The sequence below is a fragment of the Bradyrhizobium sp. USDA 4510 genome, assembly GCF_054059095.1.
The window spans coordinates 664270-683102 of sequence record NZ_JBSSBT010000001.1; the positions used below are offsets into that span (position 1 = coordinate 664270).

Below are 18833 nucleotides of genomic sequence, written 5' to 3' on the forward strand. Positions count from 1 at the left end.
TCTGGAGTAGGCCGGTCAAACCGGGCTGTCGCCTTGAGGCGGTCCGAACCGGGAAGGCCAGCATTACGTCTAACGTGGAAGTTTGCAAATAAACAAGGCGCGCAGCTCTGTCCGTCGCTGGGGCCCCTTTCTTTTTGGACAGGAACGGCCGACGCGCATTCCGGTTACCGGGAGGTACAAGTGCTGCCCCTGCCGAAAGCACTTGGACGATCCACTTGGAATGTCGGCCTCAGCGTCTCCCGGGCGCTGGGCGTTTCTTTTAGGAACGAAGCGCAAGCACTCGCATTGGTCGCCCTGTTCGGTGCCGCACCGCTACCGGCACTGCGACGCCCAGCTACATACTGGCTCCAGCATGTGCCTCGCTGGGGCCGTCTCTTTCTTTCGGTGCGTCTATTTCACGGGCTCCATCATGGGTTTGCCCTTATCGACGATATGCACCGTCAACATCTTCAGGGTCTTGTCGCCGGCGAGCTTGAATCCACCGTGGGGAACGTCGCGAATGTTGATCGTCGCTGCTCCCGTAAGAAATGGCACCTCTTCGCTGTCAGGTAGTGCCAACGTTGCACCCTCCAGAACATAAACGGCTTCCTCGCCATGGTGCGTGTGGCGAATGAGATTGTTTCCGGGCTGTACGTCGACGACGCTGACTACAATCTCCATATTTGTGCCGGTCAAATCGGCGCGCTTTAACTCGGTGCGGTTGGTTTGAGCATTGGCTGCCAGGTAAGGGCGAAAAAAATCAAAGCGAGATATCGAAGCATCATTATCTCCTTTAAAAAATAGATGAATGAATTCGGCACGTTGTTTGCCATCGCATATGGATGGGAATAGGTATTCAACCGCAACTCCGGGGCGAGTGTAACAATGGGGTTAGACACGCGGGAGGCCCGCGCCAACGCAAGTAAGGCCGGCAATCAGCAACGCGCCCGCGCACGTCTCCAAGACGATCGAGCGATGCTGACTTGCGTACAGGGCGAGCACAGATCCCATGATCGTGCTCACGATACCGAATTCCACGATCATTGATTCAAATCACTGAACTTTTGAAAATGGCTTTGACGAATTGAAAACGAATATCTCTCACGATGCCAACGCGGTCCTCGCGGCTCTGCTTAACGTTAAGGCCTCAGCCCGTGGTTTACGGATGCGCCGCCGGGGACGCGCCGTTAGTTCATCATCCGGTTTCGGCCCCTTGCATTTTGGGTAGGCGCGCCAGCGCCGCCGCATCGGCAAGTGCGATTGCCGGTCCAAAACGGCGGTCGTGTGCCGCAGAGCGGGCTCTATCGCCTGTGTTCAGGATGTTTGTCGACGCACCTCTTCGCTGCGGAAATCGCTTCCAGCGTGCTCTGATAGGTCATCGTCCTAACGGTTTGGCCGCCCCCGAGAGGCGTGATCTCGACCAGGAAACCGCCGCCAGGCTGTTCGATGACCACTAATCGGTGCGCCGAATATTCGAGTTCGTCTGCCACGTCCGCGGTTCCGACCCTGTTTCCAGACAAAACAGCTGTAAGGTCCTGGCGTTCCAATAGAGGAATGGCGACTTGACAGTATCACGGCTCCCATGGCCACTAGGTCGACTGACGGTTCAGGGCGAACACCCGTCCGCAGTTTCCATTGGAAGGCTCCCGAATTAATGTCACTCGCCAGCGATTGACCGGTTCATGTAGAAATTCCCTGTCCGGCTTGAGGGCGATCAGTGCCAAGAGCGCAGCCAAACTCAGAGCCGACGTGACCGCAAGCGTATAGCCGCCGAGCGGCGAAATCAGGAATCCGAATACAAGGGGCGCGAGGGCTTGAGACAGTCGCGACGGCGCGCCGAGCAGTCCCAGGCGGTAACCGTAATCCTTCGGACCGAATATCGCCAGCGGCAGCGTGCCGCGCGCGATGGTCAGGATGCCGTTTCCGGCACCGTGCAACAGCGCGAACACCCCCGCGAAGCCACCGCCGAACAGGCCGATGACGCAGGCGCCCAAGGGATGTGTGATGCAGGCCAGGCGCGCCGACCAGAGCGGGTGGAAGCGCTTCAGCAGGCTCGCTTCGACAATGCGCGCCGCCACCTGAGCCGGGCCGATCAGTGCGCCCGCCGCGATCGCCTGCGCCTGCGTCGCACCGAGCGACTCCAGAATTCGCGGCAGATGAACCGCCATCGCCGACGTCACGCTCCAGGCGGCGGCGAAGGCAAAGGCGAGTAACACCATGGCGCGGTCGATGGCGATGTGCGGCTTCGGCGTGTCGGCCGCGATCCGATGCTCCCGCTTTAGCCTGGGGATCAGGAGGCCGTTGAGCGGCAAGCAGATCAGGATGTGCGCCGCAGCCCAGCCGAAACAGGTCCAGCGCCAGCCGATGGTTGCCAGCCCCCACGCACTCAGCGGCCAGCCGATCGTGCTGGCAAAGCCCGCGATCAGCGTAATGCCGGTGATGGAGCGACGGGCGGCGTTGCCGTAAATGCGCCCGAGCGCCGCGAAGGCTGCATCATACAGGCCAAGACCCATGCCGACGCCGAGCAACAGCCAGCTCACCGCCATCAGCACGCCGCCCTGCGACAGCCCGAGCAGGATCAGACCGGACGCCAGGATGAGGTTGGACGCGCAGAGCACTTCGCGTCCGCCCATCCGGTCGATCTGGCGGCCGACGCGCGGACCGAGCAGCCCGGAGATCACCAGCGCCATCGAGAACGCGGCGAACAGCCAGTTGGTCGAGATGCCGAGGTCCCGCGCGATCGGGTCCGCGAGGATGGCGGGCAGATAATAGCTCGACGCCCAGGCAAGGGTTTGCGTGGTCCCGAGCGCAACAATCAGGACGTTGTCTGCACGGCGGCTCATCCGGCGCGCGCACCCGGCGTCCTGGGCGGGACCACTTCTCCGTCCTCCTTGACGAATTGGCCAATGTCAGTGGCGAGAAGTTCAAGCACAGCCTCGGACGGCCGGCACAGTTTCACGCCGTTCGGCGAGACCACGATCGGCCGATTGATCAGGATCGGATGCGCGATCATGAAATCGATCAACTCGTCGTCGCTCCATCTCGGATTGGCAAGGTCGAGCGCTGCATAAGGCGTGCCTTTCTCGCGGAGCAGCGCGCGGGGCGTCATGCCCATGGCCTTGATCAGCGCGATCAGCGTGTCGCGCGCGGGCGGCGTCTTGAGATACTCGACGATCTCCGGCTCCTCCCCGCTTTGGCGGATCATGGCCAGCGCGTTGCGCGACGTCCCGCAAGCGGGATTTTGGTAAATCGTGATCGTCATCGGATTGCTTCCATCTTCGTTTCGCTCTGCCGCAGGAGCCACGTCATCAGCGCCAGCGCGGCCATCGCCCCCAGAATCTCGGCGACGATGAATCCCGGCAGGTCCTGCGCGCGGATACCGGAAAACGTATCGGTGAATGATCGCGCGATGGCAACGGCCGGGTTGGCGAAAGACGTGGAGGCGGTGAACCAGTAGGCGGCGGTGATGTAGAGCCCGACCAGCCATGGGATAGCGGCCTCGCGAAACCGCACGCCACCGATGATCGTTGCGACCAGTCCGAACGCGGCAACGAATTCCGCAAACCACTGCGGGAACCCGGTCCTCGCCTTGGCGGAGAACACCAGGAGCGGCAGGCCGAACATGGCATGCGCGACCATCGCACCCAGGATTCCCCCGAGCACCTGCGCCGCGACGTACTGCGCGGCGTGCGGCGGGCGGAGCTCGCCCTTGAGCGTGAACACCAGCGTCACCGCCGGATTGAAATGCGCGCCGGATATCGGTCCAAGGATCGTGATCAGCACCACCAGGATGGCACCGGTCGGCAGCGTATTGCCGAGCAGCGCCAGGGCCACGTCCTTGGTCAGGGTTTCTGCCATGATGCCGGAGCCGACGACGGTCGCGACCAGAAGCAACGTGCCGAGACATTCCGCCACAAGGCGCCGTGGCAGATCGAAATCGCGCATCACGCACGCGCCTTCTTCTTGCTGGTGGAAGGCTTGCACTGGGCGGCGGCGAGCGCCGGCGCGCAGATCTCCGGGTGGCCCGCGCAGCAATCCTTCATCAGGAAGGCGATGAGGTCACGCAAACCGGTGAAATCCGCCGAGTAGATGATCGAGCGCGCCTCGCGGCGCGGCACGATCATGCCGGCGTGCTCGAGGTCCTTCAGATGGAACGACACGTTGGATGGCGACACCTCGACCGCCTCCGCAATCGCCCCCGCGGCCATCCCCTCGGGACCCGCCTGGACCAGCAGCCGCACGATCCGCAGCCGCGTTTCCTGCGACAACGCGGCGAAGGCGGTTCGGGCTTGACGCTCCTCCATCTTTCGATAATCCTACAATTCAACAATCGTTGAAATGAGGATAGCAGCCATGGACACGCTTGCCAATACCCGTTCGATCGTCGGCGCCCTGCTTCCGGTGGAAGAGCTGTCATCCGCGGCCCTCCTTTCCGGCCTTGAGGCGCACAAGGAGAAACCGCTGATCTTCAGCTACGACGGCCGGGACGTCTGCCCCAGCTACCACGTGACCGAAGTCAAGACCGGTTCGTTCAGGGCGCTCGACTGCGGCGCAAATCCTGAGAGCTGGAGTGAGACCTTCATCCAACTTTGGGACATTGAGGAGGAAAACCGGCACCACATGCTGTCCGGTAAATTCCTTGCCATCATCCGCAAAGTTGATGAGGCGGCCGGCTTCGATCCGCAAGCCAAGTTGACCTTTGAGGTGAGCGACGGTGCGCGGCCAATGCAAATCTAGGTGAAGACTTGCGGCTGACCTATGCGGAGCGACAGCTGCGCAAGATCCGAACTATCGGCAGCTTCGACATCGATAAGGTCGCGTAAGAAAATCGCCAAGACCAAACGGCGCGAGCGGGATCGTCTGCGTGCTGCAGCGAAGCGGTTGGCCAACGGCGTCGCACCAAGAGCCAACAGCCTCTCGCAGACCAAACCTTGGGTGCTCGAGGGGATCAGCCGTCGGACCTATGAACGGCGACGCAGAGCAAGTGAGACCAATGGTGTCGCAGTTTCGTCGCCCCATCCTTCTACTGACGGGCGACGAACTTGCGACGGCGCCTTGTCTCTCCAGTCTCAACCTTGGTTAGAGCTCGGAGTTAGCCGGGCAACTTACTATCGCCGGAGGTCAAAGGAGAAGGGCGCTTTTGGCATCGCCTTGGCGGCGCCCGAGGCCCGCGCGCTTTAAGCGCCGCGGGCCCTGCACGGGCCGGACATGCTCGCAGGCGAGAGACTGAGGGGCCGGCGTCGCCTTAGCTCCGCCCGCGGTCCGGAGGCTCGCCGGGGTCGCGGCATTCAACCGATGAGCGAAGGGAAGGCTGTTGGAAACGGCATGTCTTGTGGTACGTTTGCAACCTACTTTTTATTAGCAATTTCGAAGTCGATTTTTGCGCGAGGAGTTTTTGCCAATGTTCAAGCTTTGTCGTCGTCGCAACTTCATGTTTTTTACGATTTTGATGTTGGCCAATCTGGCAGGAGCAACTGCGCCGGTTCATGCGGCTTGCGACTTGCTACATCCCCAAGATTGCCTCCCAAAGGAGGTGCCGAGGCCGCCGATGCCGCCGACACCACCGATCCCGTCTCATATCCCTCCAACACCACCGTTCCCACCGGTCCCACCGATCCCAACTCATATCCCGCCGATTGATCCGCTGCATCCTCCAAGCCCGGGGCAAGTCATTCAGATTGTGGCTGACGCAATCAATGCGCTTCAGTCGCAAACCCTCACGGGCCCGCTTCTCGCAAATGCGATCCAAGCATCACGCGATAGCGCCTACGGGCAAGCGATGCCCATCCCCCAGGAGATGAGGTGGGCGCTAGTTGGCTACGCAAGTCAGGATTCGCTGGATCGTGTCCGCTACAAGATTGGCGACAATGGCTTCGCCAACCTAGCACGTCTGATAGAGCAGGGAGGGCAAGCCTCGGCCGTGACCTTAGTTGATGTCATCATCTTTAGAGGCCCTACCGAAGCAAATGATCCGTCGCTCTGGGCGCACGAACTGACCCACGTCGATCAGTACGCAAGCATGACTGTGCAGGGCTTCGCTGCTGCTTACACCCAAGATTATAGGGCACTAGAAGATCCGGCCTACGCGAAGCAGGCAGGATGGCAGGCGTGGTATGATGCCTCGCATCAACAGGCAAACACCCCGCCACCGCCACAGCCGTTAGGGGAATTTTGCATTACGCAAATGGGACGCTTCGGGCCCGGTCCCGCCCAACCTATAGGATCACCTTGCAGAGCAAACGTGGGCGGCGGCTTCATCATTGGGCAGATAGGTCTATAACTCGAGGTGCTCAGAGGAACGCCCCTGTCATGCTTGACCTTGTGACAGGTGGCCTACCGAACTGACGGGAACCGCGCGCCCTCAAGCGCGCGGGCTCATCATGAGAGGGGTGTTTGGGAGCGGGGCAACAGACGCGGCCCGACCAGATTTCTTTTTTGCGGCGGGCCGGTGCACAGCCGGGGATCGCCGCTTGGTCAGGGACGGCGGCGTTGTTCTTCGACCAGCCCCAAGTACTCAGCCTCAAGGTCACGAATAGTCTTGAGCGCGGTCTCGATATGCGCTTCTCGCGCGGCAGGCGGAAAATCTCCGGACTCAATCGAGTGCACGGACTTTTGAGCCTGCTCGACGGACCAACGGTTCTTCGTGATGACTTCCTGTAGCTGTTGGTCCGAAAGATGGCCGTACCTACTCATACCGATTATCCCTCGCCCAAAGTGTGTGTGGCTCGGCATATAATGCGAGCTGGACCACATTTGTAGCTGATGGGCTTGACCCTTGTGGCCGTTACGTCTAGATCAACTTTTGTTGATTGAAACGTAACAGGTGATGCCATGGCCGGTGGAAAGTGGATTTCCTACCTCCGAGTGTCGACCGGGCGGCAGGGAAGGTCCGATCTGGGCATCGAGGCCCAACGCAACGGCGTCTCCGAGTTTCTCAACGGTGGCGATTGGCGGTTGGTCAAGGAATACGTGGAGATCGAGAGCGGCAAGCGCACCGATCGGCCGCAGTTGGATGCAGCCATTGCTGCCTGCCGCGTGCATGGCGCCAAGCTGGTGATTGCGAAGCTAGATCGCCTGTCGCGCGATGCCCACTTCCTGCTCGGCCTGGACAAGGCCGGTGTTGAGTTCGTTGCAGCCGATATGCCGAGCGCCAACCGGCTCACCGTCGGCATCATGGCCATGGTCGCCGAGGAAGAGCGCCGGATGATCTCCAAGCGCACCAAGGAAGCGCTCGCCGCTGCCAAGCGGCGTGGCGTCAAGCTCGGCGGGGATCGTGGCGTGGTGCCGTCCAAGCGCACGCGCAAGCTCGCTGGCGAGGCCGTACAGGCGCGCGTCACCGAGCGGGCCGCTGATCTCGCGCCGATCATCGCAGAGCTGCGGGCGGGCGGCGCTACAAGCCTGAGGGAGATCGCAGACGGGTTGAACGGGCAGGGTATCCCGACGTCCCGGGGCGGCAGCTGGAGTGCAGTGCAGGTCGCCCGCGTGCTGGAGCGCATCGCGTAACCCTCTTTTGGGTCTCAGGATACAACTATCGCTTTGGTTGTTCTGGTCGCGCGCATGGTGCGACGCAACAATGCGCGCCCCCGGTTTTCACAGGATTCGGCCAACCCCCACAGCCACAATGGAAAAATTCGTGCTATTCACGCGCCCGTAAGGGGGCGCCATGGCCGATAATAGACGCATTGTTCTGCTTAATCGCTTGATCAGCCGATCCATTTCACACGCACCGAGAGAACATAAGCCGCCGCTGATTTCGGGTCGCGATCTGTTCGACATCATCCAGAAGCGTCAGCGGAAGGGATTTGCCGTCGAATACCTGGGTGCTGACGACGACAGCGACGACACTGCGCGCCTCAGGAAAGGCGAAGGACATGATTGCTTTCGGTTGAGCCAGCTTCGCGTCGACACCGATGGAAGCTCACGCTTCATAGTGATGCTGTTCGAGTTCATCGACGACTCTCAGGGCACCTTTCCGGTCGTCGATCTCGAAACGTTTGCCGGCCGAGAGATCTCCGGCAAGGACATGGAGCGCGGCGCGAGCAGTGCGCATGTCGTGGTGCGCCTCCCCAATGGGGAGGACTTCGACGATGGAAACTATCGCTGCGCTTTGGAGAACGTGCAGCCTATCACGCGGAAGGCTGTCGAACGGTTTCTCAACCGACAGATTCGGCGGGACGGGTCGCAGGTATACTCGGTCACTTCGATCGACAAGAAAACCAAGCGGTCCGGTTCAAAGGACTACAGCTATCACGGTAGGTTCGATCTGGTCAGCGATCTCGGTCGAAGCCTCACTCAGGGAGCCGGCGAGAAGCTCCTATCTCAGGTCGTCTTCACGCGCCGGCAGGAGAGGGTCGCGATTGGACAGCCGACCGCTGTTAACCACGAGGAGGTTATCGCCGATATGGAGGTTCGGATTTCTGGCAAACAAGCGCCAGCCGAACCTGAAGAGCGAATCGGATGGATCACCAGGCTGCGCAAGAAGTGGGAAGATCAAGGCTATCAGACGAAGCTCTATTTCCGGACCGTCGGTGGCGGAGTAATGGGCGGAGACATACATAGGGATGTCGAGAGTGCGACGGACCTGATGCTTTGCCCAAAAGAGTACGTTACACTGTCGAAGCCACCGAAGCGTTGGACGGAGCGGTTCAACCCAGAAATGGTGAACAAGCTCAAGGATATCCTCCGGAAGGAAGAGCTATGGCAGCGCCCTGGGTAGGTCTGCGAGATGTGACGCAGCGTCGCGGCAGTAGGCTTCGCCTGCTTGCCCCGTTGCGCTATCTCTCGATCCACCACCCTGAGAAAGCAACGTACGACATCATCGTGCCGTTGGGCGTGACTGCGATCGGCTGTCTGATCTACTTCGCTGTGCAGCCTCATCCGGCGATTTTCGGAGAAGCGGGTATTCTCAAAATCACCCGCGACCTGCTTATCATGGCTGTGCCGTTCATGGTGGGAGCGCTTGCGGCTGTAGCTATGGGATCGCCCGGGACGCATATCGACAAGCGGCCAGCGGGCGCCGATCTGCTGCTGGATGGCGAAGTGCTGACGCTCCGGCAGTTCGTTTGCTATCTGCTCGGTTACCTGAGCTTTGTGAGCCTCGTGGTGTTGCTTCTCGCGATACTTGCAACTGTGTTGCACGATCCCATGATGCTTTGGCTCTCGAAACACCCGAGCCTTCTCGAGCCCGTCAGGGTCGGTGGCGTCGTGGCCCTATGCTTTCTGTTGAGCAGTCTGACGGTGACCGTATTGTGGTCGCTCTACTTCCTCACCGATATCGTCAATCGCAAAATCTGATCTCCGGTGCACTGCCCGGGTACCTAAGCGTCTGAACGGCGCGCGCGTCGCGGCGGCGAAGAACGCCGCGCGAAATAAGCGCTGAACGCCGCGCGCCGATTAACTTTGGTTTTACTCGAAGCACGCAGCTTGATTATGTGATTTGGCGCCACCGGGGAAGGCCGCTTTGCGAAACTTCAAAGAGATCGACGATCGCGACGGTGCGCAGGTGGCTGCGCGAGTAGGATTGCGCCCACTGACATCGCGGAAGCTCCGGTCGCGCCGGAGCCACTCTTGCCCCGCTGCGCTAATTAGCGCGGCGCCGAAGGGATAATAGGGGAAGGTGATTGGCGTCCTCCCGGCCGTTCAACGCGTCGTGAGGCCGGCAGCCATAACTCCCCGAGGGTGGACACGAGGCAGGTAGGCCAATCCTCGATCCGTGTCTCCCCAATCCAACCGCACCAGCTTGGCCGCGGGCGCGCGAGCGCCCCGGCCGCCTCTTGGCCTGAACCAATGACGCTCGTCCGGGCGTCATCGGCCCATGCCTCGCCAACAGCCTCCGAGGAGGAGACGACTGTGACCTTTGAACCCGGTGACCCGAAAGCGAGCCGAGGCAATCGGCGCATGCGCGAGCTCGCCGAGCGCGATCAGGCCGATATCGGAGAGTTGACGAAAAGCCTGCTTGCGAGCCTGGGCCGTACTCCGACGCCCGTCGATACGATCGCTGCCGAAACTCTAGCGGCCGCTGCAGTCCGTGCTCGCCGTTTGCGCGAGAGCGGCAAAAACGATAGCGAGGAACGCAAGACGATCCTGCAAGCCATTCGCGCGACCGGACTGCGCCCGTCAGCTTGAACAACTCGAGCACGTCGGCAAGTCGGAGCTTCGTCCCCTTGGGCATGTGTTGCAGAAGGATGTGCCGGGTGTCAGCTGCGATCCCGTCGCGCTTAAGTGGATCGTGCTCGGCGTGAAACGCCTGCATCTTGGCGGCGAATTTTCGGGCCACCTCGGGCGGAATTTCGAGCGGCTTCCGGATGATGGGCATGGATTTAGCGGCTCTATTGCTTCGGCTTCTTCGGCCGCCGAAGCTCAGTCTGCCGCTGCTGCTTTTTGGCATGGCGCTCCTGATGGCGCCGTTGTTGTCTGTTCAAGCCCGGCGGTTGTTCAGAGCCAGACCGTGCCGAATCCGGATAGGGTTCTGCTCCGGTCCAGTAGGTATGGACCTGATCGATTAGAGTATTCAGATCCAGCGTGGCATTCACTGAACAACTGGCTAACAACGAACACAGCAAGCCGGCCAGGATCAGGGGGCCGCGCGACGAGACCTTGCCCTGAATGGCGCGGGCTAGTTCCGGGGAAGTTTCTTCGACTCGAGAAATGACCTCGGCGACTGGCTTAGCCTGCTCGGCTTTCCTCAGCGCATCTTGCAGGGCTGACAACAGCTCAATCGTGCGTGGCGGCGCATCCAAGACGCGAATTGCGTTGCCCACGAAGTCGAATGTACCGTCTATCCCTTCAGCGACGTGACGACAGCGCGGACACTGTGCGACATTCCCATGAGCCACAATTGGTCCGAGTGCCAAAAATCCAATCGGGGAAAATACAAGTCCGCAATGTCGGCAGTGAAATAACAGCATTCGTCGCTATTCCGTTGCGAGGCAAAATAATAGAGTAGCCACCATGTCAACCAAACGCGAGTCCCACTGTCGCGGACTGGGGTCCAACCTTCACGCTTTCCAATTCCTCGTGAACGGCACCGCCTGACCGACCCTGTCATGCCAATTCGGAAAGATGTGCACGGCGCCGGCCGTGCCACAGACCGTGCAAACTAGGCGCCAGCCGACGCGGGACCACGGTTGATCTTGGGGTAAAGCATCCAGCCTGAAGTCGACCATGCGGCCACATCCGCCATGGCACTGAATGTTGCAGGTTACGTGACCGTCCGCGAGCCAATCGGCAGGGCTGCCGGTGGGGAGGTGCCGGCCGGACCATTTTGTGTATCGCTGGCGCATGCCCAATTGATTCCGCGGCTGCGGAGCGCACGCAAATTATCAAGGCGTTGGGGGAGGGAAGGGCGGCCAGCCACTGCGCGTCGTGGGTGTGGAAATGTTGTGATAGTCGCCACGAACGAAGACGCTCCTTACATCGTCGTCGGCAAGTCTGATCCGCGCAACAGCACGCCGGGCGTGAGACGATCCTCACGCCCGGCGGTCGTTTTGGGGGAACGTCCGCTAGCGTAGTTGGACCCTTATTGCGGAAAGTATCAGCAACAAGGTCATCGGATCGACGTAGATATGAATCGAGAGCATGGGACTGGGCCTCATGTATCAATCCGAGCTGTGGTGTTGGTTTCGGTCAGCGCACTGACAGAAATCGCCTCCACCGCGCAGATCGCGGTTGAAGATGATTTCCGTCACCAAGGGCGCCTTGGACCCGGAAGCGTCTCTTGTTCAATAGGCCGGTCTGGCCATCAAGAGCGTTGAACCTGCTGTTGCTCTTAAGAACTCATGCTCCTAGTGCAGGCCACGAATCTTATAGCATGTCCGGGCCGAAAATGCACAGCAGAGACACGCGGGGGCGATAAAGTGAATACTAGATGGATGACGGCTGCTGCGCTTGCCGTCCTAACCGGGCTCGTAATTCATGTGCTGACTAAGCCGGTTGCGGTCTTGCCGACTAATCGAAACACCGCAGTGAGATTTGAGGAGCCAGTAGAAGACCCGGATAACCTTCTGCCACACGCTACGCCCGACCAAGGTTCTCAAGGTGGACGATGATCCAAAGCATGACAGGATAGGTCGCAAGCCAGCATCTGCCGAGTGACGGGACCGCTCCACAGCGATTTGGTGTGCATCGAGTCAGAGGTCACCGCTTCCTTTAGTTCCGATGAATGGCGCTATAGCGGGGAACACACCTCGATCTAGATCATCAACCGCTTGAAGAGCATCTTTTGTCGGCGGGAAAAAGATCGGTGTCGTTCTTTCGCCAAACCGATACGTAAAGTCATCATTCTCTGAAGCTAGATCATCTATGAAGCGGCGCGTTGTGTCAGTTATCACTAGACCAAGGTCGATGCTGGCGTGAAGCAATCCGCCGATGGAATGATTTCGCCAACCAGGCGTGTCCTTTGGTCCTTTTCCGTGTGCGGTCAAGAACGCTTTTAGCAGCAGTTCGGATGTGTGAGCTAAGCAATACATCAGCGGAAATTGAAGCTCGTAGAATTTGTAGTGCTCAGGCACGTCCTCGAGCCATATCACATCCTTTTTTGGCATCGGATGGAGATGAAGCGTTCGCCCAGCCTCGAGGTATTCGCGCGCAGTTTCGAGATAGGCCCATGCCGGGTGATAGTTGCGAACGGACATCGTTCCGTATCGCTTCCATTTATCGAGCTCGTCAGTCATATCGCGGCCCGCCATCTTGTTTTTCTGGTTTGATCAACCGCCTTTGGTCGTCGCCCAGACTTTCCAGCTGGATAAGGCACTCCCAGCGCTGGTCCCCTTGGCTTCTCGCGTTTCACCCATATAGGTGCCCACCGCGATCCAAACGGTTTTTGATTTTTGGTAGGTGGTCACCGAGCAAGTCTCGCTGCAAATCGTGACCTTGTGTTCGCGCTCTGCGCCAATCATGATTTCAGGCCGAGCAAAGTCTCTAAGTATTCAATTTCGCCAGCGAGCCGCACTGCATCCCACTTGAGGTTTGCGAGGCCCTGCTGTGATCCTCGCCGCTCAAGCTCGGTGCGTTCGGCGCGGACAAGGTCCAATTGTGCCCGGCAGTAGTTGAGCCGGGTGATCTCCGGAAAACGAAAGGCAAGGAAATCGTCTATCGATTCCCGATCTTTGACCGGATCTGGTTTGTGGTCATAAAGGCGGCGCAGCATGCGTGGACTCCGATGATTCCCTCAATTTACTCTCCTGGCTTCTGACTGGCGAGTAGGGCTGGGGTCTATTTGCCGTTAAATGCAACAGTGATTTTGCCGCCGATATCCTCAACCGCAAGGGGTGGGCGGCCCTATTTGCGGATTCCGATGATCTCGCCCGGGTGTACCGATTTGATCTCGCCCAGGATTCCGAGATGATCTCGCCCACCATTCCGATTTGATGTCGCCCGGGGCGCGAGGCGTTCTGGCTGTTTGGTTTCTGGCATCGGTGAAGCCGCGGGGTCAACCTTGAATCGCGGCTTGAGGCCCTTCTTCGTCTGCTGTTGGTCTGCTGTGGGCATGTGGCAACGCTCTTTGCGTTGTCCAAGCGCAGCGGCATGTCCACAGCGCCACTGGCTCAGGCCTTTCGTTCGGGTTTGCGGGTTCGCCGCAGGCTCTCGCCGTTGAGATCGATCCGGTGGGCGTTGTGGACCAGGCGGTCGAGGACGGCATCGGCGTAGGTGGGATCGCCGATCAGCGCGTGCCATTGATCGACGGGGAGCTGGCTGGTGACGGTGGTGGAGCGGCGGCCGTAGCGGTCCTCGAGGATCTCGAGGAGGTCGTGGCGGGCTGCGGCGTCGAGCGGCTCGAGGCCCCAGTCGTCGAGGATGAGCAGATCGATGCGGCCGAGCGCCCGCAGGAGCCGCGGGTGGCGGCCGTCGCCGCGCGCCAAAGCGAGATCGGTGAACAGCCGCGGGACACGCTGATAGAGCACGGAGCGATTGTCGCGGCAGGCCTTGTTGCCGAGCGCCGAGGCGAGCCAGCTCTTGCCGACGCCGGAGGGCCCGCAGATCAGCAGGTTGGCGTGGTCGTCGATCCATTGGCCTTCGACCAGCATCGTCAGGAGGCTGCGGTCGAGGCCGCGCGGGGTGCGATAGTCGATGTCCTCGACGCAAGCCTGCTGGCGCAGCTTGGCGTATTGCAGCCGCTTCGATAGCCGCTTGTCGCGTCGCAGCGAGGCTTCGCGTTCGAGCAGCAGCGCGAGCCATTCGGCATGGCCGAGGCTTGCGGCATCGCCGCCGGCTTCGATGTCGGCAAAGGCCTTGGCCATGCCATGAAGGCCGAGCGCGTGGAGTTGATCGAGGGTCGGATGCGTGAGCAAGGCGTGATCTCCTAGTTGTAGTAGCGCGGCCCGCGGATGTTGGGATGAAGGACCGGCGCGTTGTCCGCGGGGCGCTTGGGTGAAGGACGCCGATCGAGGTTGTTGGCAAGGATCGATTTGACCGAGCCGTAGGTGCGCGCGCCGATGTCGATCGCCCGCATGGCGGCAGCATCGAGCCGCTCTTGCCCGTAGGATTGGCCGAGCCGGATGATGCCGAGGCAAGCGCGGAAGCCCTGCTCGGGGTGCGCCCGCTCATCGAGGATCAGGTCGCACAGCGCCGCGGTGGCCGGCCCGATCGTGGCGGCCTCCTTGCGAATGCGCTCGATGGTCCAGCCGGCGTAGCGCCGATGACTGGACGCCATGTGTTCCGGCACGGTGGTGTGCTTGTGGTTGCCGCTCATGCGCTGATGCGCGGCGATCCGCTCGCCCTTGTGGAAAATCTCGACGGTGCGGGCGGTGAAGCGCACCTCGACCTCGGCGCGGACGAAGCGATGCGGGACGCTGTAGTAATGCGCCTCGACCTCGACGTGATAGTCGATGCTGACCCGGCAGATCCGCCACTCGGCGAACACGTAGGGGCTCTCCGGCAAGTCCTTGAGCGCCGGCCGGTCGATCTCCTCCAATAGCTTGCGGCGGGTCACGCCGAGCCGCCGGATCGGCCGCTCCTCGTTGAGCCGGGTCATTAGCTCGGTGATCGCCGCGTTGACCTCGGCGAGGCTGTGGAAGGTGCGGTGGCGCAGCCGCCCGAGCAGCCAGCGCTCGACCATGAGGACCGCCTGTTCGACCTTCGCCTTGTCCCGTGGCCGTCGCGGCCTCGCCGGCAGAATGGCGGTGCCGTAATGCGCCGCCATGTCGGCGTAGCTGCGGTTGATCTGCGGGTCGTAGAAGCAGGCCTTGATCACTGCGACCTTGGTATTGTCCGGCACCAGCAGCGCCGGCACGCCGCCGATCGCCTCGAAGGCGCCGACGTGGCCGCCGATCCAGTCGGCGAGCCCCTGCGTCCAGGTCGCCTGCGCGTAGGTGAAGCTCGATGCGCCGAGCACCGCGACGAAGATCTGCGCGGCGCGTCGCTCGCCGGTGAACCGGTCGATTACCACCGGCACGCCGTCGCCGGCATAGTCGACGAACAGCTTGTCGCCGGCCGTATGCGACTGGCGCATCGTCACCGACAGGCGGCCTTCCCAGGCGCGGTAGAGCTCGCAGAACCGCGAATAACGATATCCGCCGGGTTCGCCCGCGATGTACTCGTCCCACAGGATCGACAGCGTCACATGCTTGCGCCGGAGTTCGCGGTGTACCGCCGCCCAGTCCGGCTCGGCCTGCCGGCGATGGCCCCGCCGGGTGCCGGGACCGGCTCCCGCGCTGGCGAACAGCCGGGCTTCCAGCGCAGCGTCGGTGATGTCGTCGGGCAATGGCCAGGTCAGCCCCGCTGCCTCGAACCGGTGGATCGTCAACCGCACCGTCGAAGGGGCTGTCCCCACCCGCCGCGCAATCTCGCGGGTCGGCATCCCGGCCGACTTCAATCTGATCACATCGCGCACATGGCGCATCGCAAACCTCTCCGTCGGCATCCAGGTCCCCCTTCGCAAAGCCGAAAGGCGGGACCGTATCGGAGCCAGAAGAGGCCTCGTCACCCCGGGCGACATCATCCCGGAATGGTGGGCGAGATCATCTCGGAATGGCGGGCGACATCAAATCGGAACGGTGGGCGAGATCATTCCGGAATCGTGGGCGACATCGAGCGGAATCAGCACCCTATTTTTCGCTTATGCTCCCGGTGGCAGATTCTTTTGATCGAATCAGGGGGGCATCAGATGGCACGTGACGCAAAGGCCACTAAAGCAGGCCCGCGTAAGATGCTTGGTTGTGAGACAGGTGCTTGCGCTCGTGCCGTTCAGCCGTGCCACCCTCTACAACGAAATGACTGCGGGCCGTTTTCCTAAGGCGCATGAGATCGCGCCTCGCCGGATTGCCTGGTACACGGATGAAGTTAAGGCTTGGCAGGAAGGTTTGGGTAGGAAAGATACGCAGAGAGTGTGAACACGATGCATGACTTGTCGTCGCTGGAGGGGATGCTGCCGGCCCTGAACCGGCAGTTCTTGCAACAGCGCATGGCGATTGAGCCAAATCACCGACGATTCATGGCGCGCAAAAGAAGGTTTCCCAACCGTCGAGTAATTTGGGACTATCGCATGCCGGACGATGTGCCGCGTGAATGCCAATACTGTGGTGAGATATTTTTGCCCAATCTTGACAGACGAGTTGGGCTGATAGCTGCGCCGCCATCAGTGGAAGAGGCTCACCGTCGAGCGCACTGCGGCGCGATCTGTGACATGACGTACCTAGCAGGTCTGAGAAGCGTCAAGATCAATCGAGAGCGCATATTCGAGAGCGCGAATTGGCGTTGCTACCTTTGTGACCAGCTCACGCCGCCGGATCTACGCGGTTTTGCTTACAGACCTAACGCCCCGAGCATTGACCACGTAGTACCCAAGGGCTGCGGCACAGATGAGGCCGATAACCTGAGATGCTGCTGTAGACTTTGCAATCTCGAGAAAGGGACCGCTGCTCTATGGAATAAGATATCTATCTATGTGAGTCCGCCTGACGTTGATGTTTTACCAGAGGTGTTGGCCTCGATTTTGCCGAGGCAGCCAACGTTGGAAGATCTGGTTCAGCTATGGCGCACTAACTTTATGTTCGAAGGAAAGCGGGTCGACGTGTACGATCAGAACGCATTCTTGAAGTTCTACAATCTTCTCTCGAGCAAGACCTTATAAACACCTGCGCCGACAAGACAGCCAACAAACGAATAGATCGCAGCGGCGAAAATCCCCTTGCGAAATAGGGCAGAATGTCACCAGCGGCAGATCCCGTTGGATAACCCGCAATTGACACATCCACCGCGCCCGCGATGACGGCAATTGTGACGCTGCACGGCAAGATCCAACAAGCGGCAGTTAGGTTGATGCCCCGGTAAAAGGCTAACATCGTCAATGTCAGCACTACGCCTGAGGTGAAGGATAGCCGTTTGACCAGCGGGCTAAGCGCATAAAGGCTGTACATTGAATAGCCGATCGGTTGATGAATCTGCTGCCTGCTGCCGTCATGGCTGCACGCTCGTGAACATCATGCTTTGCTCATGCCCTTTAGATAGGCCTCTAGGTCTATCGGATGGATGAGATAGTGTTCCTGACCGTTGATAAGATTGAAGTAGAATGTCAGGAGGCCATTTCCGTCCCGGCCGAAGAGTTCGGCGGGAGTGCGGAAGGCCTGCTTGGCGGCAAACCAATTCCGGTCGAGAACACAAACGCCGTGCACGTGAGAGTGGTCATGCTGCGCCAAGAATTGTAGGCCATCGAGATAGATATTCTGGCTCGCTGAAGGCGGCGAGTCTGCGCGCCGACCGTCATGGCTAATCCGATTCATGAGTCCTTGCCCAGTTATTGGGATGGCTTCGGCAGTGACGTTGGGGCAAGAGCTTCGAGAGCAAGCTTCACGAAAGAGGGGGGAAGTGCACCCTGCTTAGCTTTGCTAGTGAGATAAGCCGGCATCTTGTCCTGCAAATAGACGTCTCGCATCCAGCGACGAAACTCACCGAGACAGCTATCAGGATAGCAGTATGCAGGCTGCGGGTTGGATGCGGCTTGCGGGAAGTAGCTTGGGTAATTGTGCTCATACTGGATGCGGGGCCCATGGATGATTTCTAATCCAGCATCCCGCCAGTGATTGGCCCAATGCTGACCGACGCTGATGTCCGGAATGAACTTGTCGTCTACGTTCGCGCCTTGTCGGATCAGCGTTACGATGATGTCGGACATTTCCTTGAAGACGCTGAAGTAGCCGTGAGGAACCGTGTGAAAGACCAGCGAAACACGGTCGTGAAATAGACTCCAGCTATCAGGAACTCGTGCGCTCGGACTATAGCCGAGCTGGGTATAGATGAACTCTCGCAATGCCATCCCGGCCAATTGCCGGAAGTTTTGTATCGCTTCGGTTTTGACATTGGCGCCAGCCTCGAAAGCGTAATATTCGAGGATCGCAAGACAGACATAATCCGGATAGGCGTAGACTTGCCGCCGCTCATCCGACATATCGAAATACGGAGCCGGCGGCGTTTGTCCTCGCGCCGAGAGTAGATTCTTAATTGTGGTGATGCGCGGCTTCTGGACTTGCTCGTCCCATTCGGCCCCGATGCTGCCGATATGCGCGTTTTGAACGCCACACAATCGCGCCAGCCCACGCTGGGTTAAGAACGGGGTGCCATCGCTAAGCACGCCCATTTCGATCCCTTGTATCTCCGTCTGCTTATCAACGTAAATGTCAAATGACCCCTGCGCGGGGTTGATTTCCTTCGGGCCTGTTTTAGTAGGTAAGTGCTTGATTTCTTTAGCCATGGGGCCGATTTCCTCAGAGGCGGGCTCGCGAATCAACGCAAGCAGGTTGCATTGAGGTATACCTCGATCATGAGAGCGTTGATCGAGTAGCGAAGAGAACCGCCGATCCACAGGACCGGCGGCCAAGTCAAGGGAGGAAACGCCCGTTAGGGCAGCGGTACCGAGAGTA

Annotated in this window: 20 protein-coding genes and 1 pseudogene; 8 read left to right on the forward strand and 13 right to left on the reverse strand. The window is 60.1% G+C overall.

Going from position 1 to position 18833, the window contains the following annotated elements:
* Positions 1-390: 390 nt before the first annotated feature.
* The 6 genes from ACVMDN_RS03045 to ACVMDN_RS03070 form a co-directional block, all read right to left on the reverse strand.
* On the reverse strand, positions 391-675 hold the full coding sequence (locus ACVMDN_RS03045) for a cupin domain-containing protein (protein ID WP_245311690.1): 285 nt from the start codon (positions 673-675) through the stop codon (positions 391-393).
* Between the two features lie 605 nt (positions 676-1280).
* A complete protein-coding gene (locus ACVMDN_RS03050; RefSeq protein ID WP_456835733.1) occupies positions 1281-1469 on the reverse strand; it encodes a hypothetical protein in 189 nt (62 codons plus the stop codon).
* Positions 1470-1568: 99 nt separating this feature from the next.
* Complete coding sequence (locus ACVMDN_RS03055) at positions 1569-2822, reverse strand: MFS transporter (RefSeq protein ID WP_456835732.1); 1254 nt, start codon at positions 2820-2822, stop codon at positions 1569-1571.
* Positions 2819-3241, reverse strand: coding sequence for an arsenate reductase (glutaredoxin) (gene arsC, locus ACVMDN_RS03060; protein WP_456835731.1), 423 nt, complete (start codon positions 3239-3241; stop codon positions 2819-2821). The genes ACVMDN_RS03055 and arsC overlap by 4 nt, the downstream gene beginning before the upstream one ends.
* Positions 3238-3924, reverse strand: coding sequence for an aquaporin (locus ACVMDN_RS03065; RefSeq protein WP_456835914.1), 687 nt, complete (start codon positions 3922-3924; stop codon positions 3238-3240). The genes arsC and ACVMDN_RS03065 overlap by 4 nt, the downstream gene beginning before the upstream one ends.
* Positions 3924-4283: an ArsR/SmtB family transcription factor gene (locus tag ACVMDN_RS03070; RefSeq protein WP_057020839.1), complete on the reverse strand. Its 360-nt coding sequence runs from the start codon at positions 4281-4283 to the stop codon at positions 3924-3926. Before ACVMDN_RS03070 ends, ACVMDN_RS03065 begins: the two co-directional genes overlap by 1 nt.
* Before the next feature lie 49 nt (positions 4284-4332).
* On the opposite strand from ACVMDN_RS03070, the pseudogene ACVMDN_RS03075 reads away from it, so the two are divergent.
* Positions 4333-4713, forward strand: a pseudogene (locus ACVMDN_RS03075) (DUF6428 family protein); the annotation flags it as partial.
* 667 nt (positions 4714-5380) lie between these two features.
* Positions 5381-6259 (forward strand): eCIS core domain-containing protein, encoded by an 879-nt coding sequence (locus ACVMDN_RS03080; protein WP_456835730.1) that lies wholly within the window; start codon positions 5381-5383, stop codon positions 6257-6259.
* A gap of 194 nt (positions 6260-6453) precedes the next feature.
* Here ACVMDN_RS03080 and ACVMDN_RS03085 read toward each other — a convergent pair whose 3' ends face one another.
* Positions 6454-6672 carry a hypothetical protein gene (locus ACVMDN_RS03085; RefSeq protein ID WP_456835729.1) on the reverse strand — a complete coding sequence of 73 codons (219 nt, stop codon included), beginning with the start codon at positions 6670-6672 and terminating at the stop codon, positions 6454-6456.
* 138 nt (positions 6673-6810) lie between these two features.
* On the opposite strand from ACVMDN_RS03085, the gene ACVMDN_RS03090 reads away from it, so the two are divergent.
* The 4 genes from ACVMDN_RS03090 (at position 6811) to ACVMDN_RS03105 (ending at position 10104) form a co-directional block, all read left to right on the forward strand.
* On the forward strand, positions 6811-7482 hold the full coding sequence (locus ACVMDN_RS03090) for a recombinase family protein (RefSeq protein WP_456835728.1): 672 nt from the start codon (positions 6811-6813) through the stop codon (positions 7480-7482).
* Between the two features lie 160 nt (positions 7483-7642).
* The gene (locus ACVMDN_RS03095) at positions 7643-8695 is read left to right on the forward strand and encodes a hypothetical protein (protein WP_456835727.1); all 1053 of its coding nucleotides are present in this window, start codon (positions 7643-7645) and stop codon (positions 8693-8695) included.
* Positions 8677-9273, forward strand: coding sequence for a hypothetical protein (locus ACVMDN_RS03100; protein WP_456835726.1), 597 nt, complete (start codon positions 8677-8679; stop codon positions 9271-9273). The genes ACVMDN_RS03095 and ACVMDN_RS03100 overlap by 19 nt, the downstream gene beginning before the upstream one ends.
* A gap of 555 nt (positions 9274-9828) precedes the next feature.
* Positions 9829-10104 (forward strand): hypothetical protein, encoded by a 276-nt coding sequence (locus ACVMDN_RS03105; protein ID WP_456835725.1) that lies wholly within the window; start codon positions 9829-9831, stop codon positions 10102-10104.
* A 203-nt stretch (positions 10105-10307) separates the two neighbouring features.
* Here the strand turns inward: ACVMDN_RS03105 and ACVMDN_RS03110 are convergent, their stop codons facing one another.
* The 5 genes from ACVMDN_RS03110 to istA all read right to left on the reverse strand — a co-directional run bounded on the left by ACVMDN_RS03110 (position 10308) and on the right by istA (position 15817).
* Positions 10308-10886: a hypothetical protein gene (locus ACVMDN_RS03110; RefSeq protein ID WP_456835724.1), complete on the reverse strand. Its 579-nt coding sequence runs from the start codon at positions 10884-10886 to the stop codon at positions 10308-10310.
* A gap of 1221 nt (positions 10887-12107) precedes the next feature.
* Positions 12108-12665 carry a hypothetical protein gene (locus tag ACVMDN_RS03115; protein WP_456835723.1) on the reverse strand — a complete coding sequence of 186 codons (558 nt, stop codon included), beginning with the start codon at positions 12663-12665 and terminating at the stop codon, positions 12108-12110.
* Positions 12666-12871: 206 nt separating this feature from the next.
* Positions 12872-13126, reverse strand: coding sequence for a hypothetical protein (locus ACVMDN_RS03120; protein ID WP_456835722.1), 255 nt, complete (start codon positions 13124-13126; stop codon positions 12872-12874).
* A 397-nt stretch (positions 13127-13523) separates the two neighbouring features.
* The gene (istB, locus tag ACVMDN_RS03125) at positions 13524-14267 is read right to left on the reverse strand and encodes an IS21-like element helper ATPase IstB (protein ID WP_253640537.1); all 744 of its coding nucleotides are present in this window, start codon (positions 14265-14267) and stop codon (positions 13524-13526) included.
* A gap of 11 nt (positions 14268-14278) precedes the next feature.
* Positions 14279-15817 (reverse strand): IS21 family transposase, encoded by a 1539-nt coding sequence (gene istA, locus ACVMDN_RS03130; RefSeq protein WP_456835896.1) that lies wholly within the window; start codon positions 15815-15817, stop codon positions 14279-14281.
* A 316-nt stretch (positions 15818-16133) separates the two neighbouring features.
* Between istA and ACVMDN_RS03135 the strand changes: the two genes are divergently transcribed.
* Both ACVMDN_RS03135 and ACVMDN_RS03140 read left to right on the forward strand, forming a co-directional pair.
* Positions 16134-16307 carry a helix-turn-helix transcriptional regulator gene (locus ACVMDN_RS03135; RefSeq protein WP_456843597.1) on the forward strand — a complete coding sequence of 58 codons (174 nt, stop codon included), beginning with the start codon at positions 16134-16136 and terminating at the stop codon, positions 16305-16307.
* A 1146-nt stretch (positions 16308-17453) separates the two neighbouring features.
* A complete protein-coding gene (locus ACVMDN_RS03140; RefSeq protein WP_456835720.1) occupies positions 17454-17621 on the forward strand; it encodes a hypothetical protein in 168 nt (55 codons plus the stop codon).
* 89 nt (positions 17622-17710) lie between these two features.
* On the opposite strand, the gene ACVMDN_RS03145 is transcribed toward ACVMDN_RS03140, so the two are convergent.
* Entirely contained in the window at positions 17711-18664 is a 954-nt protein-coding gene (locus ACVMDN_RS03145) for a hypothetical protein (protein WP_456835719.1), read from the reverse strand.
* Between the last annotated feature and the right edge of the window lie 169 nt (positions 18665-18833).

Coding starts and splice junctions, on each gene's coding strand:
- ACVMDN_RS03070 (WP_057020839.1), bottom strand. CDS start 4,283: ATGGAGGAGCGTCAAGCCCGAACCGCCTTCGCCGCGTTGTCGCAGGAA.
- ACVMDN_RS03100 (WP_456835726.1), top strand. CDS start 8,677: ATGGCAGCGCCCTGGGTAGGTCTGCGAGATGTGACGCAGCGTCGCGGC.
- ACVMDN_RS03120 (WP_456835722.1), bottom strand. CDS start 13,126: ATGCTGCGCCGCCTTTATGACCACAAACCAGATCCGGTCAAAGATCGG.
- ACVMDN_RS03090 (WP_456835728.1), top strand. CDS start 6,811: ATGGCCGGTGGAAAGTGGATTTCCTACCTCCGAGTGTCGACCGGGCGG.
- arsC (WP_456835731.1), bottom strand. CDS start 3,241: ATGACGATCACGATTTACCAAAATCCCGCTTGCGGGACGTCGCGCAAC.
- istA (WP_456835896.1), bottom strand. CDS start 15,817: ATGCGCCATGTGCGCGATGTGATCAGATTGAAGTCGGCCGGGATGCCG.
- ACVMDN_RS03080 (WP_456835730.1), top strand. CDS start 5,381: ATGTTCAAGCTTTGTCGTCGTCGCAACTTCATGTTTTTTACGATTTTG.
- ACVMDN_RS03055 (WP_456835732.1), bottom strand. CDS start 2,822: ATGAGCCGCCGTGCAGACAACGTCCTGATTGTTGCGCTCGGGACCACG.
- ACVMDN_RS03095 (WP_456835727.1), top strand. CDS start 7,643: ATGGCCGATAATAGACGCATTGTTCTGCTTAATCGCTTGATCAGCCGA.
- ACVMDN_RS03145 (WP_456835719.1), bottom strand. CDS start 18,664: ATGGCTAAAGAAATCAAGCACTTACCTACTAAAACAGGCCCGAAGGAA.
- ACVMDN_RS03085 (WP_456835729.1), bottom strand. CDS start 6,672: ATGAGTAGGTACGGCCATCTTTCGGACCAACAGCTACAGGAAGTCATC.
- ACVMDN_RS03065 (WP_456835914.1), bottom strand. CDS start 3,924: ATGCGCGATTTCGATCTGCCACGGCGCCTTGTGGCGGAATGTCTCGGC.
- ACVMDN_RS03110 (WP_456835724.1), bottom strand. CDS start 10,886: ATGCTGTTATTTCACTGCCGACATTGCGGACTTGTATTTTCCCCGATT.
- ACVMDN_RS03115 (WP_456835723.1), bottom strand. CDS start 12,665: ATGGCGGGCCGCGATATGACTGACGAGCTCGATAAATGGAAGCGATAC.